Below are 16,562 nucleotides of genomic sequence, written 5' to 3'. Positions count from 1 at the left end.
ATCAGTCGGCCAACTCCAAAATTCTCGCTACCAGCTGCGAGAAGCTTAAACCAGACTGGCGCGCTGCCATCGGCACCAAGCTATGACTGGTCATGCCTGGCGAGGTATTCACCTCAAGCAGATAGAAGCTGCCATCGCTATCCTGCATTACATCCACACGGCCCCAGCCGCTGCAGTCCAGCCCACGGTAGGCGCGTAACGCCAGGGCAGCCATCTCGGCTTCCTGTTCCGCACCCAGGCCACTCGGACAGAAATATTGGGTATCGTCCGAAATGTACTTGGCCTGATAGTCGTAAAACACGCCGGCCGGCTGAATGCGGATCGAAGGCAGAACCTGGTCACCCAGCATCGCCACCGTGTATTCCGGGCCACTCAGCCATTTCTCGACCAGGACGTCGTCGTCATGGCGGAAACCTTCTTCCAATGCGGCTTCAAGCGCGTCACGCTCTGTGACCTTGCTCATCCCGACGCTGGAACCTTCACGGCTTGGCTTGACGATCAGCGGCAGGCCCAGGGCCTCCACGCGAGCAATCAGCGTCGCTTTCTCTGCACCGGCATACTGCTTGCGGTTCAGTGCTACATACGGCGCAACCGGCAAGCCCATCGACTGCCACACCATCTTGGTACGCCATTTGTCCATGGTCAGCGCCGAAGCCATCACGCCGCTGCCGGTATAAGGCAGTTCGAGGAACTCCAGCATCCCTTGCAGGGTACCGTCTTCACCGCCGCGACCGTGCAGCGCGATAAATACTTTGGTAAACCCGTGCTCTTTCAACTGGGTTACCGGGAAGTCACGGATATCAATGCCGTGGGCATCGATACCGGCTTCACGCAGCCCGGCCAGTACGGCGGCGCCGGATTGCAATGACACTTCACGTTCAGCGGAGGTGCCACCCAGCAGTACGGCAACTTTATCGGCCATGATGTTCCTCCTCTTTTTTCTGTGGCTGCAGTTTCAGCTCAGCCAGTTTGCGGGCAACTTTACCCACGTTACCGGCGCCCTGCACCAGTACCAAATCGTCGGCTTGCAGCAACTGCGCCAGGGTTTCCGGCACCGTGTCCGCATCGGAAACCAGAATCGGATCCAGCTTGCCGCGGCTGCGAATGGTCCGGCACAGCGAGCGGCTGTCCGCCCCCGGGATTGCCGTCTCACCCGCGGAATACACATCCAGCATCAGCAACACATCAACCTGCGACAGCACGTTGGCGAAATCGTCGTACAGATCGCGAGTACGTGTGTAACGGTGCGGCTGGAAAATCATCACCAGACGTTTGTCCGGCCAACCGGCGCGCGCAGCTTTCAGCGTTGCGTCAACTTCGGTCGGATGGTGACCGTAATCATCCACCAGCATCGCACTGCCACTTTTGCCGTTTACCGGCTCCAGCGGGAATTCGCCGAGGAAATCAAAGCGGCGACCGGTACCCTGGAAATTCGCCAGCGCACGCAGGATATCTGCGTCGTCAATGCCTTCTTCTGTTGCTACCGCCACTGCCGCCGCGGCGTTCAACGCGTTATGGCGGCCCGGTGCGTTCAGGGTCACCGTCATCAACGGCTTATCCTGACGGCTCAGGGTAAAGTGGCCCTGTGGCCCAACCTGACGGTAGTTCTCGATGCGAACATCGGCATCATCGCTAAAACCGTAAGTGGTGATATGGCGGCCCACGCGTGGCAGCAATTCGCGCACCACCGGGTCATCAACACACATCACCGCACGGCCGTAGAACGGCAGGTTGTGCAAAAAGTTAATAAACGTCTGCTTCAGAATCTCGAAGTCGCCCTGGTAAGTCTCCATATGGTCGGCTTCGATATTGGTGACAATCGCCACCATCGGCTGCAAATGCAGGAACGACGCATCGCTCTCATCCGCTTCCGCAATCAGATAACGGCTGGATCCCAAACGTGCATGGGTACCCGCCGCTTTTACCAGTCCGCCGTTCACAAAGGTCGGATCCAGACCGGCTTCGGCATAAATGTTCGATACCATCGCCGTGGTCGTAGTCTTGCCGTGCGTACCGGCAACGGCGATACCGTGGCGGAAGCGCATCAGTTCAGCCAGCATTTCCGCGCGACGGATCACCGGGATACGCGCCTCACGGGCGGCGACAATTTCCGGGTTGTCGGCGGAAATGGCGGTAGAAACCACCACTACGCTGGCATCCAGCACGTTTTCCGGGCGGTGATGGAAGTAAATCGTCGCCCCGAGCGCGCTCAACTGTTGGGTTACCGGGTTCGGTGCCAGATCGGAACCGCTGATTTGATAACCTTCATTAGCCAACACTTCGGCGATACCACCCATGCCGGCGCCACCGATGCCGACAAAGTGAATGTGCCGGACGCGTCGCATCTCGGGCACGATAGTACGTAGTTTCGCCAGTTGTTGTGTATTCATCACTCTCTCTAATCCGGGTCCGGCTTGCCGAGCCCCTGTATGACATTCTTTAATTCAGGTCCGGCGTACCGAACCCCTGCAAATTATTTGGCGACCCGCACCAGCTCCGCCGCCACGCGTTCGGTGGCATCCGGGATAGCGACTGCACGTGCCTTTTCAGCCATCGCCAACAGCGTTGGGCGATCCCAGCTTGCCAGCAGTTCTGCCACGACATCGGCGTTAAACTGTGGCTGTTCGATAATCTTCGCCGCGCCGGCTTCTTCCAGCGGACGAGCATTCCAATACTGCTGACGGTCTTTGTGCTGGAACGGCACAAATATCGCCGGCAGGCCCGCGGCAGCAATCTCGCTGACGGTCAGCGCGCCGGAGCGACACACCACCACATCAGCCCAGGCGTAGGCGGCAGCCATGTCATCAATAAACTCGGTCACCTTGTGCTGTGTCTGCCCTACCCTCTCGTAGTCGCGTAACACGTTTTCCAGTGCGCCTTTACCGACCTGGTGCCAGAGCGTTATTTTATCGCCCAATCTCGCCGCGACTTCAGGAACTGTCTGATTCAGTACCCGGGCGCCCTGACTTCCGCCAATCACCAGCACGCGGGTCGGCCCTTCACGGCCAATCAATCGCTCTGCCGGTAGCGGTAGCGCCAGTACGTCGGTTCGCACCGGGTTGCCCACCACTTCCGCGTTCGGGAACGCGCCGGGGAAGGCTTGCAGCACGGTTTTGGCAATGCGCGCCAGCCAGCGGTTGGTCAACCCGGCAATGCCGTTCTGCTCGTGCAATACCACCGGGATACCGCACAGCCATGCCGCCAAACCGCCAGGGCCGGAAACATAACCGCCCATGCCCAACACCACGTCCGGCTGGTAGCTGCGCATAATCGCCTTCGCCTGACGAACGGCGTGCCAGATACGCAGCGGTGCGCTCAACTGGGCCTTCAGCCCTTTGCCGCGCAGGCCGGAAATACGGATGAAATCAATCTCGATCCCGTGCTTGGGCACCAGATCGGCTTCCATTCGGTCTGCGGTTCCAAGCCAGCGCACCTGCCAGCCCTGCGCCATCAGATGATGTGCGACCGCCAGTCCCGGGAACACATGTCCGCCGGTACCGCCTGCCATCACCATTAAACGCTTAGGTTTCCCGCTCATCCCTTACCTCTTCACAAACGCCTGGGCTTTAGCCAGACGCGTTTCATAATCAATACGCAGTAACAGCACGATCGCCGTCGACATAATCAACAGGCTCGAGCCGCCGTAACTTATCAGCGGCAGCGTCAGGCCCTTGGTCGGCAACATACCGGCGGCGGCACCGACGTTAACCAGCGCCTGGAAGCTAAACCAGACGCCAATTGAGCAGGCCAAAAAGCCGGAAAAGCGTTGATCGAGCTCTAGCGCACGGCGGCCAATCGACATAGCACGAAAAGCGACGCAGAATACCATTAACAATGCGAAAACCACACCGATATAGCCCAGTTCTTCGCCTAAAATCGAGAAGATAAAGTCGGTGTGCGCCTCCGGCAAATACTCGAGTTTCTGCACCGAGTTGCCCAACCCCTGTCCCCAGAACTCACCGCGCCCAAAGGCCATCAGCGACTGGGTCAACTGGTAGCCGCTGCCGAACGGATCGGCCCATGGATTCCAGAACGAAGTCACGCGGCGCATACGGTAAGGTTCGGCAATGATCAACAGCACCACGGCGAAGCCACCAGAGCCGATAATCGCCAGGAACTGCCACATTTTGGCGCCGGCCAGGAACAGCATCGCCAGCGTAGTGATAAACAGCACTACCACGGTACCGAGGTCCGGCTGTGCCAACAGCAATACCGCCAGCACCACCATCACACCCATCGGCTTACAGAAGCCCCAGAAGTTGGTACGCACTTCTTCTACCTTGCGCACCAAATAGCTCGCCAGGTAACAGAACAGCGACAGCTTGGACAGCTCCGCCGGCTGAATACGCAATGGCCCCAATGCGATCCAGCGCGATGCCCCGTTTACCGAGCTACCGACCACCAGCACGATTAACAGCATCACAATCGACATCAGTAGCATGACATTGCTGTAACGCTGCCAGACTTCCATCGGAATGCGCAGCGTCACCATCGACAGGCCAAATGCCAACCCGAGGTACAGCGCGTCACGCTTGGCGAACAGGAAAGGATCGTCTGCCAAACGCTGGCCGATCGGCATCGACGCCGAAGTCACCATCACAAAGCCGACAATGGCCAACCCAAAGGTCAGCCACAGCAGGGTACGGTCGTACAGCACCATATTGACCGAATCGTTATCCCGCGATCCCGCCACCCAGTTTTTAAACAGTTCGGTCAGCCCGAAGTTCGGCAAGCGTAGTCTCATCCACCGAGCTCCTGTGCCAGGCGGGCGAACTCATCGCCGCGCACTTCAAAATTACGGAACTGATCCAGGCTGGCGCATGCCGGTGACAGTAACACCATATCGCCGGACTGCACCCGACCGGCTATCGCCTGCATCGCCTGTTCCATGGTCTCGGTCAGCGTAGCCACCTCCGGTCGCAGCTGCGCCAGCTGTTCGCCATCACGGCCGAAGCAGTAAAGGCGGACATTGTCGCCTTGCAGATACTGCGCCAGCGGGGAGAAGTCGGCAGATTTGCCGTCGCCGCCCAGCAGCAGGTGCAGAGTGCCGTCAACTTGCAGGCCATTCAACGCCGCTTCGGTGCTGCCGACGTTGGTGGCTTTGGAATCGTTAATCCAGCGTACGCCGTTATGTTCCCAGGCCAGTTGGAAGCGGTGTGCCAACCCGGTAAAGGTGGTTAACGCTTTCAGGCTGGAAGCACGCGGGATATTCACCGCATCGGCCAGTGCCAACGCCGCCAGCGCATTGGTATAGTTGTGGCGGCCGGTCAGCTTCATCTCACGGGTATTGAGGATTTTCTCGCCGCGCACGCGCAGCCAGGTTTCACCCAGTTGACGGTTCAGATGGTAGTCGCCCACATCGGCACCGAAGCTGATGCAGCGCTGGTCTGCACCGCGTACTGGCATGGTCAGCGCATCATCCGCATTCACCACGCACAGGTTGGCATTTTCATAAACGCGCAGTTTGGCCGCACGGTACTGCTGCAGGCCAAACGGATAGCGGTCCATGTGATCTTCGGTGACATTCAAAATGGTCGCCGCAGCCGCATGCAGGCTGAAGGTGGTTTCCAGTTGGAAACTTGACAGCTCCAGCACGTACAGCTGGCATTCCTGGCGCAACAGGCTCAGCGCCGGCAGGCCGATATTGCCGCCAACCCCCACCGCCCAACCGGCCGCTTTCGCCATCTCACCCACCAGGGTGGTGACGGTGCTTTTGCCGTTAGAGCCAGTGATGGCTACGATCGGTGCCTGGGCTTCGCGACAGAACAGCTCGACGTCACCGACGATCTCCACGCCAGCCTCTGCAGCAGCGCTTAATGCCGGGGTCGCCAACGCCATGCCTGGGCTGGCGACGATCAAATCTGCCGCCAACAGCCAGTCCAGATTCAAATCGCCCAAATGACGCTCAACGCTTTCAGGCAGCTTGTCCAGCCCTGGCGGTGAGATGCGGGTATCCATAACGCGTGGCGTCACGCCGCGCGCCATAAAGAAATCAACACAGGACAGGCCGGTGAGGCCCAGCCCGATGATGACCACTTTTTTACCCTGATAATCCGTCATAATTACCGCACCTTCAGCGTCGCCAGGCCAATCAGCACCAGCATCAGCGAAATAATCCAGAAGCGCACGATCACGCGCGGTTCTGGCCAGCCCTTCAATTCATAGTGGTGGTGAATCGGTGCCATGCGGAAGATACGTTGCCCGCGCAGCTTGAACGACCCCACCTGCAAAATCACCGACAGCGTTTCAACCACGAACACGCCGCCCATAATCAACAGTAAAAACTCTTGGCGCAGCAGCACCGCAATGGTGCCCAACGCGCCGCCCAGTGCCAGGGAGCCAACATCACCCATAAAGACCTGAGCCGGGTAGGTGTTGAACCACAGGAAGCCCAGACCGGCACCGACGATGGCGGTACAGACGATCACCAGCTCACCGGCATGGCGCAGATAAGGAATGTGCAGGTAGTTGGCGAAGTTCATGTTACCGGTCGCCCAGGCCACCAGCGCAAAGCCCGCGGCCACAAACACCGTTGGCATAATCGCCAGGCCATCCAGCCCGTCGGTCAGGTTGACCGCGTTGCTGGTGCCCACAATCACAAAGTACGCCAGCAGCACGTATAACAGGCCGAGCTGCGGCATGATGTCCTTAAAGAACGGCACAACCAGCTCAGTGGCTGGCGTGTCTTTTCCTACGGCATACATGGCGAAGGCAACCACCAACGCAATCACCGACTGCCAGAAGTATTTCCAGCGGGCAATCAGCCCCTTGGTGTCTTTACGCACCACCTTGCGGTAATCATCAACGAAGCCAACAATCCCGTAACCCACCAGCACGAACAGTACGCACCACACATAAGGATTCGACGGATAGGCCCACATCAATACCGAAACGGTGATGGAGGTCAGGATCATGATGCCGCCCATGGTCGGCGTGCCGCGCTTGCTGAAATGCGACTCCGGACCGTCGTTACGCACCACCTGGCCGAAGGACATCTCCTGCAGGCGTTTAATCACCCGCGGCCCCATCCACAAAGAGAGGAACAGCGCGGTCAACAGGCTGACAATGGCTCGGAACGTCAGGTAGGAAAAGACGTTGAAGCCGGAATAATATTTGACCAAATGTTCGGCCAGCCAAACTAACATGGTGCTTTCTCCTGTAACGCGCGTACTACCTGCTCCATTGCGGCACTACGTGAACCCTTGATTAACACGGTAATTACCGCATGTTCTGACAGTAATTCCGCCACGCGCGCGATCACTGCTGCCTTATCCTGAAAATGTTCGCCATGACCCGAGGCTTCAACCAGCACCTGGCTTAACGGGCCGACGCCCAACACTTTATCCACCCCTGCCAGCCGGGCGGCTTCGCCCACCTGGCGGTGACATTCTTCGGCTTCTGCCCCTAACTCTGCCATGTCGCCCACCACCATCACGCGGTAGCCCGGCATTTCCGCCAGCACCTGTGCGGCAGCCGTCATTGAACCGACGTTGGCGTTATAGCTGTCATCCAGCAGCAGCTGGTGGTCAGAAAGCGCAATCGGGAACAAACGCCCCGGTACCGCCTGTAACTGTTTCAATCCCTGACGCACGGCTTCGAGCGAGGCACCCGCCGACATTGCCAGCGCCGCAGCGGCCAACGCATTGGCCACGTTATGACGGCCCGGCAGCGGCAGTGCGATGGGCGCGGTACCGAACGGGCTGTGCAGCGTAAACTGCGTGCCTTTGCCATTCACCTGCACATCGCTGGCGAAGAAATCGATGTTTTCTGCCGCCTGCGGCGAGAAACGCCAGACAGTTTTGCCGTCCAGCATGCTCTGCCAGTGCGGCCAGTCGTTATTGTCGGCGTTGAGGATTGCCACGCCGTCAGCCGGCAAACCGGCAAAAATTTCGCCTTTCGCCTGAGCGACACCGGCCAAAGAGCCAAAGCCTTCCAGGTGGGCGGCCGCCAGGTTATTCACCAGTGCGGTCTGCGGACAGGTTAAAGCCGTGGTGTAAGCAATTTCACCAATATGATTGGCACCCAGCTCAATCACGGCAAAGTCGTGCTGCGGCTGCAAACGCAACAACGTCAGCGGCACGCCGATATCGTTGTTGAAGTTACCGGCGGTATACAGCACTTCACCGCATTCACGCAGAATGGCCGCGGTCATTTCTTTCACCGAGGTCTTGCCCGATGAACCGGTTAACGCCACTACGCGAGTCGGCACCTGCTGACGAACCCAGGCAGCAAGCTGTCCCAGAGCCAGGCGGGTATCTTTCACCACCAGTTGCGGAACCTCCACCAATAAGCGCTTACTTACCAGCAGCGCCCCAGCGCCAGCGGCTACCGCATCAACAGCAAAATCGTGAGCGTCGAAACGCTCGCCTTTCAATGCCACAAACAGGCAACCCGCGGTTACCTGACGGGTATCTGTCGTCACCTCAACGATTTGGCAATCGGCGCCGATCAACTCAGCGCTCAATACATCGGCCAGTGTCCGAAGGGAGACAGGGATCATGCTATTACCCCCAGCAGACGCGCTACGGTGGTGCGATCGGAGTAATCCAGGCGGCGATTCCCCACCAGTTGGTAGTCCTCGTGGCCTTTACCTGCCACCAGTACCACATCTTGTTCTTTAGCTTGCATGATGGCGCTGGTTACCGCTTCCGCACGACCGTGGATCACCAGAGCACGTCCGGCGTCCAGCAGGCCGGTCAGGATATCGGCGATGATCGCCTGCGGCTCTTCGGTACGAGGGTTATCGTCGGTCACGACCACGCGATCGGCGAACTGTTCGGCGATACCGCCCATCAACGGACGCTTGCCTTTGTCACGATCGCCGCCACAGCCAAACACGCACCACAACTGCCCCAGGCAGTGCAAGCGAGCGGCTTCCAAGGCTTTTTCCAGCGCGTCCGGGGTGTGGGCGTAATCGACCACTACCGTCGGTTTACCCGGCGCGTTGAACACTTCCATTCGGCCGCAGACCGGCTGCAGCTGATTGCCGGTGGCGACCAATTTGTCCAGCGGATACCCCAGCGACAGCAGCGTCGCCAGTGCCAGCAGCAGATTGCTGACGTTGAAGGCCCCCATCAGGCGGCTTTCAATCTCACCGTCACCCCAGCTTGAACTGAAGTGGATGGTGGCACCGTTATCGTGATAGTTGACCGCAGTGGTCTTCAGCCAGCGGCCATGGCAGCCCGGCTGCAGGTTATCCTGCATGGTAACGGCCACGGCATCCGGTAATTTGCTCAACCAGCGCTGACCGACTTCATCATCAGCATTGATAATCGCCTGGCCCACTTCGTGACCGGCGAACAGCGACCACTTGGCCGCTTCGTAATTGGCCATATCACCGTGGTAATCCAGGTGATCGCGGCTCAGGTTGGTGAATACGGCAGCGGCAAAAGGTAACGCCGCCACGCGGTGCTGCACCAGCCCATGGGAAGAGACTTCCATCGCGGCAAAGGTCGCACCGCTGTCGACCAATTCGTTCAACACGTGCTGAATATCCACCGCAGAACCGGTGGTATTCTCCGTTGGGCATACCTGGCCCAGCAGACCGTTGCCCACGGTGCCCATCACGGCGCTGGTTTCGCCCAGCAGTTGGCCCCACTGCGCCAGCAGTTGTGTGGTGGTGGTTTTGCCGTTAGTCCCGGTGACGCCAACCAGACGCAGGCGCTCCGCCGGCTGATGGTAAAAACGACCGGCCAACGCGGAAAGACGCTGATTGAGCTGGCTCAGATAAATCACCGGCACGCCGTGCATTTCAGTAATAGCACCGTCTTCAGCCTGACCTTCAGCTTCGGCAATCACGGCGGCAACGCCCTGCGCAATGGCCTGCGGAATATAGCGGCGTCCATCCGTTTGATGGCCGACAACGGCGACAAACAGATCCCCGGCAGCCGCAATACGGCTGTCTAATGTCATTTCCCGCAGCGCGCGCCCGGGCGCCGTTGGCACCCACGGAGCGAGTAAATCGCGCAAATTACGATCGGCCACCTGAACCCTCTTTTCTGTTAATTACAAAATCGCTTTTCTCACCGGTAGGCAACGCATCCGGCTCGACGTTCATGGTGCGCAATACGCCGCCCATGATGGCGCCAAACACCGGTGCGGAGATCGCACCACCGTAGTATTTCCCACCCTGCGGGTCATTGATGACCACCACCAGAGCAAATCGGGGATTACTCGCCGGCGCAACGCCGGCGGTATAAGCGATGTATCGGTTGACGTATTTGCCGTCCGGGCCCACTTTTTTGGCGGTACCGGTTTTGATGGCAATACGGTAGCCCTTGATCGCGGCTTTCACCCCACCGCCTCCCGGCAGGGCAACGCTTTCCATCATGTGCACCACAGTGCGCACCAGAGGTTCAGGGAACACGCGCTCACCGGCAACCGGTGGGTCAACCTTGGTAATCGACAACGGGCGATAAACGCCCAAACTGCCGATCGTTGCGTAGACTCGCGCTAACTGTAACGGGGTTACCATTAGCCCATAGCCGAAAGAGAAGGTGGCCCTCTCTATGTCAGACCACCGTTGTTTTTTTGGGTATATGCCACTGCTTTCTCCGACCAGCCCCAAATTGGTCGCTTTTCCCAATCCAAAACGAGAGTAAGTATCTACTAACGCTGAGGACGGCATCGATAACGCCAGTCGTGAAACACCGACGTTACTCGACTTCTGCAAGATCCCGGTCAGGGAGAGTTCCGCATAACGCGCAACGTCCCTGATTTCCTTGCCGTTGATACGGTAAGGGACGGTATTCAGCACGCTGTTTTCTTTCACAATGCCGTGCTGCAATGCCGTCATGACCACCATAGGTTTCACGGTGGAGCCGGGTTCAAAAATATCGGTGATAGCACGGTTACGCATGGTTTCTTTCGGCGTACCGGCCATATTGTTCGGGTTGTAAGACGGGCTGTTGGCCATGGCCAATACTTCGCCGGTGTTCACGTCCACCAGTACTGCGGTACCGGATTCGGCCTTGTTGAACGCCACGGCGTTGTTCAGTTCGCGATAAACCAGCGCCTGCAGACGTTCGTCGACGCTCAGCACCAGGTTATGCGCCGCCTGGCTGTCGACCGAGGAGATATCCTCAATCACCCGGCCATAGCGGTCTTTACGCACGGTTCTTTCGCCCGGTTGCCCGGTCAGCCAGCGATCAAAGCTCTTCTCGACGCCTTCAATCCCCTGGCCATCAATGTTGGTCACGCCGATGATATGCGAGGTCACCTGGCCGGAAGGATAGTAACGGCGAGACTCCTGACGCAGGTAAATCCCCGGCAGTTTCAGCTTGTGGATGTAATCGCCAATCGCCGGGTTCACCTGGCGCGCCAGGTAGACAAAGCGCCCTTTCGGGTTGGCGTTGATGCGGGTAGAAAGCTGATCCAGCGGGATATTCAACGCATCGGACAGTGCCTTCCAACGGCTGTCCAGCGTTATGCCACCACGCTCATTCAGCTCTTTCGGGTCAGCCCAAATGGCGTTAACCGGCACGCTCACCGCCAACGGGCGCCCTGAGCGATCGCTGATCATGCCGCGAGAGGTTGGCACTTCCTGCACGCGCAGTGAACGCATGTCGCCTTCTTTCACCAGGCGGTCCGGGTTAATTACCTGCAGATAAGCCACCCGCAGCATCAACCCCACCAACGCCAGCAAAATACAGCCGCACAGCAACGCAAAACGCCAGCTTACAAAGCTGGCCTGATCTTCCTGGCGTTTCAACTTACCGGGGCGTGCTGCTTTCATGCGTTCCCTTTCTACTCCGTGTAGTGATTTCAGTTAAACCATTCATTGTTTAACGATGATATTTTCCTGCGATGGATCAACATGTTGCATCTGCAGTTTTTCAGTAGCGATGCGCTCTACCCGACTGTGATCCCCAAGAGCATTCTCTTCCAGAATCAGGTTGCGCCACTCAATGTCCAGAGCATCTCGCTCTAAAACCAGCTGCTCGCGCTCGGCGGTCAGCAAACGGGTACGGTGCGCGGTAGTCACCACAAAAACCGCAGACACCAGCGAGGCAATCAGCAAAATCAACGGGATCTTGGCGTTACGCAGCAGATCGCCGCCAATCACCCCGACTAAGCCATGACGCTCATTACCAATCACGCGGGCATCCTCTCGGCAATACGCAACACCGAACTACGCGCACGTGGGTTTTCCGCCACTTCGGCATCTCCAGGCATCATCTTGCCCAGCGCTTTCAGCGTGCGTCCGCCCATGCTGCGCAATTGCGCTTCTGTCAGCGGAATACCGGCCGGTACCTGAGCACCGCGGCTGTGGTGGCGCATAAAGCGTTTAACGATACGGTCTTCCAGCGAGTGGAAGCTGATCACCGACAGGCGACCCTGCGGGGCCAGCACTTCCAGCGCGCCGTCCAGCGCACGTTCGATCTCTTCCAACTCACTGTTGATGTAGATGCGGATCGCCTGGAAACTGCGGGTTGCCGGGTGTTTGTGTTTATCCCGGAACGGGCTGGCGTTGGCGATCAAATCGGCCAGCTGTTTGGTGCGAGTCATCGGATCGACCAGATTTCTTTCCACGATGGCGCGAGCGATACGCTTGGCGAAACGCTCCTCGCCAAAGGTTTTCAACACCCAGGCAATGTCGTCGGCTTCCGCTTTCATCAGCCACTCTGAGGCTGACTGACCGCTTGAGGAGTCCATACGCATATCCAGCGGTCCGTCACGCATGAAGGAGAAGCCGCGTTCTGCGTCATCCAACTGCGGCGAAGAAACGCCCAGATCGAGTAAAATGCCATCTATCTGCCCCACTAATTCGCGTTCCCGCACATAGTGTGACAAATCTGAAAATGGGCCGTGTACGATGCTAAAACGAGGATCTTCAATAGACTTGGCGGCTGCAATCGCCTGTGGGTCGCGGTCAATTGCCAGCAAACGCCCTTCCGGCCCCAACTGGGACAGAATCAGACGCGAATGGCCACCGCGGCCAAAAGTACCGTCGATATATATGCCGTTACTGCGAATATTGAGACCTTTTACCGCCTCATCCAACAGTACGGTGGTGTGTTTATAATTTTCCAACATGCTTATAGCGACAAGTCCTGTAGCCGCTCAGACAACGGTTCCTGAGTCGACTGTTCTGCGTCAATATCATCCTTGACTTGTTGATACCAGGTCTGTTCATCCCACAGTTCAAACTTGTTGAACTGCCCGACCAGCATCACTTCTTTGGTAAGCCCGGCGTGTTGGCGTAGCGTTGTCGCTAACAGCAACCGACCGGCGCTATCCATCTGACACTCACTGGCATGTCCCAACAGCAAGCGCTGAACGCGGCGCTCGGCGGGATTCATACTCGACAGACGGGATAACTTTTGCTCGATAATTTCCCATTCGGGCAGTGGGTAAAGCAGTAGGCAGGGCTGATGGAGGTCAATGGTGCAAACCATTTGGCCTAGCGATTGCTCGTTCAGCAAATCCCGGTAACGGGTGGGTACGGCAAGCCGCCCTTTGCTGTCGAGATTAACCATCGTTGCTCCACGGAACATGCCTGAGCTACCCCTCCACGACCATTTTCACCACTTTACCCCACAAATTCCCACATAATGGAGTTTACGGAGGGTATGAAAACCTTGTCAAGCCAGAGCGCCAGCGCTTTGGCAATATTTCTTCGGTCATTTTGGGAGCTGGCTCGCGAAAGGAACGCTATTTATTAGATGATTAAAAATTAACATCATGATAAACGGGGAGAAATTTCTAAGCGGAAAGAACGTGATTAAAAACCTGACAAATTGGCGATTAATTAACTCAATACTTCCTTCTGCAATCGATGTCTCATTTTTTAGCTCGGCAATCACATCCCTGTAACCCGTTGGGACCCGCACCGGACAAGGCCCGGCGCAAACTTGCATTACTGCCGAACCAGGGCTTAAGCCATTGAGTTAATAACGCTCAACGGTTATTACGCCCCACACCGGCCGCTATTTTACTTCAATTAAAGCCTCAGTGATAAGTTCGCTGAAAAAATAAATGACTCAGATATTACGAGGGGAGCTAATTTCGATTTAAATCAATTTAGTAAGATTATTCTCAAAATACCTGTTTACAATTATGGTTTCATTTCCTTACATCATTTATTCCCACAATTTTTACTGTGAAAAAGCAGTTCGCCGCAACAAATAATGCAACTCATTGTTTTTTATTGAATAGTTGCAATTCATCCATTTTTAATCCCTTCGCGCCATATTCCTCTGCCTGAGCTCAGCACAAAAACCACGCAACACCTTAAAATAAAAATATTTAGCTACTTAGTGAATTCATGGCGGAAGTGTAAACTACAAAAATAATAAAAAACCAGATTTAACAACCAACAATTAATGATTTAACAGAACATTAACCAATAACCACGGAGATTGCATCATGCTTTCGCCTGTCCCTCATTGGCGCAGCGCCGCTGCCGATACCTTTGCACTGGTGGTGTACTGCTTCATCGCCGGTATGGCGATAGAAATCCTGGTGTCCGGCATGAGCTTTCAACAATCACTCTCGTCCCGTTTGCTGTCGATCCCGGTGAACATCCTGATCGCCTGGCCCTATGGCCGCTATCGCGATCTGTTTATCCGTGTCGCCAGGCGCTTTCACCGCCAACCCTTTTTACTGCGCAACCTGGCCGACCTGTTGGCCTATGTCAGTTTCCAGTCCCCCGTCTATGCCGCCATCCTGTGGAGCGTCGGTGCCGATGGGCAACAAATCATGACGGCGGTAACCAGCAACGCGGTGGTGTCGATGGCAATGGGCGTGGTGTACGGTTACTTTCTCGAATACTGCAGAAGATTGTTCAGAGTGGCAGGCTACGTGTGAAGCATGAAGCAGGAGCGCAACGGGGCGCTCCTGTTAAGAATTATTTCCGGCTCAGACTGCCGCGGCGGAACAGATTACGGCGGATGCGCGTCAGACCCGGTTTGGGTTTACGCGGTTCATCCAGGCTGGCCAGCACCAGTTCCAGCACGCGCTCGGCCACGTCACGGTGACGCTGGGCAACCGCCAGGACCGGACACTCGAGGAAGTCCAACAGCTCGTGATCGCCGAAGGTGGCGATCGCCAGATCGGTCGGCAAACGGCCACGTTGCTTCAGCGTCACATCCATCACCCCTTGCAGCAAAGAGAATGAGGTGGTGAACAGCGCCTGCGGCATCGGGTGGGTTTTCAACCATTCGGCAAACAACACGCCGGCAGCCTCACGCTCATAACTGTTGGCATACAGATAATCGACATGCCGCTCGTCATCCTGCCATGCCTCACGGAACCCCTGCTCACGCAGGAAGCTGACTGAAAGCTCCGGCAAGGCCCCCAGATACAGCACCGACTCAGCCGGGAAGGTACGAAGCTCCTGCGCCAGCGCGAATGAGTCCTCTTGATCGGCCCCCACCACGCTGATGAAATGCTCGCGATCCAGTGCCCGGTCCAGAGCGATAATCGGCAGTGGATCGTTGGCCCAACGCTGATAGAACGGGTGCTCCGGCGGTAAGGCGGTGGAAACGATCAGCGCGTCGACCTGGCGTTGCAACAGGTGCTCAATGCAGCGCATTTCGTTATCCGGCTGATCTTCCGAACAGGCAATCAACAACTGGTAGCCGCGTTGGCGAGCCTGACGTTCCAGATAGTTGGCAATGCGGGTGTAGCTGGTGTTTTCCAGATCCGGTATCACCAGACCAATTGAACGAGTCCGCCCGGCGCGCAGCCCTGCCGCGACGGCATTCGGATGATAGTTGTGCTCCCTGACCACGGCCATCACTTTTTCGACGGTTTTATCGCTGACACGATACTGCTTCGCCTTGCCGTTGATGACATAACTGGCCGTAGTGCGCGAAACGCCCGCGAGACGCGCGATTTCATCCAGTTTCACGTTAACCCCTTAATGACGCTGAAAATAGAAGTGAAAACCATGCCCGGATTAACCATCGCATCCTGTGCGGTTATTCAATCCAGCCTCTGCGATCTAACAGCAGAAAACACTGCCTAGCAACCGCTTTTGCCGAAAGGTGCCAGCAAACGGGCAAAAAACACCGAAAAACAAAGGGCGCAGCCTGGCTACGCCCCTAGATTATGCCGGTATCACGCCTCAGCGCATGATTTTATCGCCGCGCGACACGCCGACCACACCGGAACGCGCCACCTCGACAATTTCGGCCACTTCACGCACCGCACTCAGGAACGCATCCAGCTTGTCGCTGGTACCCGCCAGTTGAACGGTGTATAGCGTGGCGGTGACGTCGACAATCTGACCACGGAAAATGTCGGCGCAGCGTTTCACCTCTTCGCGGCCATAACCGCTGGCCTGCAGCTTCACCAGCATGATTTCACGCTCAACGTGCGCGCCCTGCACCAGTTCGCTGACGCGCAGCACGTCCACCAACTTATGCAGCTGCTTTTCGATCTGCTCCAGCACTTTCTCATCGCCAACGGTTTGAATCGTCATTCGTGACAGAGTGGGATCGTCGGTCGGGGCTACCGTCAGGCTTTCAATGTTGTAACCGCGCTGAGAGAACAAGCCCACCACACGCGATAACGCACCGGATTCATTTTCCAGCAATACAGATAAAATACGGCGCATG

15 protein-coding genes are annotated in these 16,562 nt (G+C 57.0%); 1 reads left to right on the top strand and 14 read right to left on the bottom strand.

The window, feature by feature from the left end; genetic code table 11:
• Window position 1: 1 nt before the first annotated feature.
• The 12 genes from NHG65_RS03420 to mraZ form a co-directional block, all read right to left on the bottom strand.
• Window positions 2-922: a D-alanine--D-alanine ligase gene (locus tag NHG65_RS03420; RefSeq protein WP_085120232.1), complete on the bottom strand. Its 921-nt coding sequence runs from the start codon at window positions 920-922 to the stop codon at window positions 2-4.
• Window positions 912-2,390 (bottom strand): UDP-N-acetylmuramate--L-alanine ligase, encoded by a 1,479-nt coding sequence (gene murC, locus NHG65_RS03415; protein ID WP_085120231.1) that lies wholly within the window; start codon window positions 2,388-2,390, stop codon window positions 912-914. The genes NHG65_RS03420 and murC overlap by 11 nt, the downstream gene beginning before the upstream one ends.
• A gap of 83 nt (window positions 2,391-2,473) precedes the next feature.
• Window positions 2,474-3,538: an undecaprenyldiphospho-muramoylpentapeptide beta-N-acetylglucosaminyltransferase gene (murG, locus tag NHG65_RS03410; protein ID WP_207979264.1), complete on the bottom strand. Its 1,065-nt coding sequence runs from the start codon at window positions 3,536-3,538 to the stop codon at window positions 2,474-2,476.
• Between the two features lie 3 nt (window positions 3,539-3,541).
• Entirely contained in the window at window positions 3,542-4,744 is a 1,203-nt protein-coding gene (ftsW, locus tag NHG65_RS03405) for a cell division protein FtsW (RefSeq protein ID WP_085120229.1), read from the bottom strand.
• Window positions 4,741-6,060, bottom strand: a complete 1,320-nt coding sequence (gene murD, locus NHG65_RS03400; protein WP_207979278.1) for a UDP-N-acetylmuramoyl-L-alanine--D-glutamate ligase — start codon at window positions 6,058-6,060, stop codon at window positions 4,741-4,743. The genes ftsW and murD overlap by 4 nt, the downstream gene beginning before the upstream one ends.
• Before the next feature lie 2 nt (window positions 6,061-6,062).
• Window positions 6,063-7,145 (bottom strand): phospho-N-acetylmuramoyl-pentapeptide-transferase, encoded by a 1,083-nt coding sequence (gene mraY, locus NHG65_RS03395; RefSeq protein WP_012005208.1) that lies wholly within the window; start codon window positions 7,143-7,145, stop codon window positions 6,063-6,065.
• Complete coding sequence (murF, locus tag NHG65_RS03390; protein WP_099063081.1) at window positions 7,139-8,500, bottom strand: UDP-N-acetylmuramoyl-tripeptide--D-alanyl-D-alanine ligase; 1,362 nt, start codon at window positions 8,498-8,500, stop codon at window positions 7,139-7,141. Before murF ends, mraY begins: the two co-directional genes overlap by 7 nt.
• On the bottom strand, window positions 8,497-9,984 hold the full coding sequence (murE, locus tag NHG65_RS03385) for a UDP-N-acetylmuramoyl-L-alanyl-D-glutamate--2,6-diaminopimelate ligase (protein ID WP_207979284.1): 1,488 nt from the start codon (window positions 9,982-9,984) through the stop codon (window positions 8,497-8,499). Before murE ends, murF begins: the two co-directional genes overlap by 4 nt.
• On the bottom strand, window positions 9,971-11,734 hold the full coding sequence (locus NHG65_RS03380) for a peptidoglycan glycosyltransferase FtsI (protein WP_099063083.1): 1,764 nt from the start codon (window positions 11,732-11,734) through the stop codon (window positions 9,971-9,973). Before NHG65_RS03380 ends, murE begins: the two co-directional genes overlap by 14 nt.
• Before the next feature lie 42 nt (window positions 11,735-11,776).
• On the bottom strand, window positions 11,777-12,097 hold the full coding sequence (gene ftsL / locus NHG65_RS03375; RefSeq protein ID WP_012005204.1) for a cell division protein FtsL: 321 nt from the start codon (window positions 12,095-12,097) through the stop codon (window positions 11,777-11,779).
• Window positions 12,094-13,035 carry a 16S rRNA (cytosine(1402)-N(4))-methyltransferase RsmH gene (rsmH, locus tag NHG65_RS03370; protein WP_085120224.1) on the bottom strand — a complete coding sequence of 314 codons (942 nt, stop codon included), beginning with the start codon at window positions 13,033-13,035 and terminating at the stop codon, window positions 12,094-12,096. Before rsmH ends, ftsL begins: the two co-directional genes overlap by 4 nt.
• Window positions 13,036-13,037: 2 nt before the next feature.
• A complete protein-coding gene (gene mraZ / locus NHG65_RS03365; protein WP_085120223.1) occupies window positions 13,038-13,496 on the bottom strand; it encodes a division/cell wall cluster transcriptional repressor MraZ in 459 nt (152 codons plus the stop codon).
• A gap of 871 nt (window positions 13,497-14,367) precedes the next feature.
• On the opposite strand from mraZ, the gene NHG65_RS03360 reads away from it, so the two are divergent.
• Entirely contained in the window at window positions 14,368-14,808 is a 441-nt protein-coding gene (locus NHG65_RS03360; RefSeq protein WP_085120222.1) for an L-alanine exporter AlaE, read from the top strand.
• 40 nt (window positions 14,809-14,848) lie between these two features.
• Here the strand turns inward: NHG65_RS03360 and cra are convergent, their stop codons facing one another.
• Together cra and ilvN are read right to left on the bottom strand one after the other, a co-directional pair.
• A complete protein-coding gene (gene cra / locus NHG65_RS03355) occupies window positions 14,849-15,853 on the bottom strand; it encodes a catabolite repressor/activator (RefSeq protein WP_085120221.1) in 1,005 nt (334 codons plus the stop codon).
• 216 nt (window positions 15,854-16,069) lie between these two features.
• The gene (gene ilvN / locus NHG65_RS03350; protein WP_004932806.1) at window positions 16,070-16,561 is read right to left on the bottom strand and encodes an acetolactate synthase small subunit; all 492 of its coding nucleotides are present in this window, start codon (window positions 16,559-16,561) and stop codon (window positions 16,070-16,072) included.
• Window position 16,562 lies beyond the last annotated feature (1 nt).

It is taken from the genome of Serratia myotis, assembly GCF_027474885.1.
Lineage (GTDB): Bacteria > Pseudomonadota > Gammaproteobacteria > Enterobacterales > Enterobacteriaceae > Serratia > Serratia proteamaculans.
This window is presented reverse-complemented; position numbering and strand designations above follow the sequence as displayed.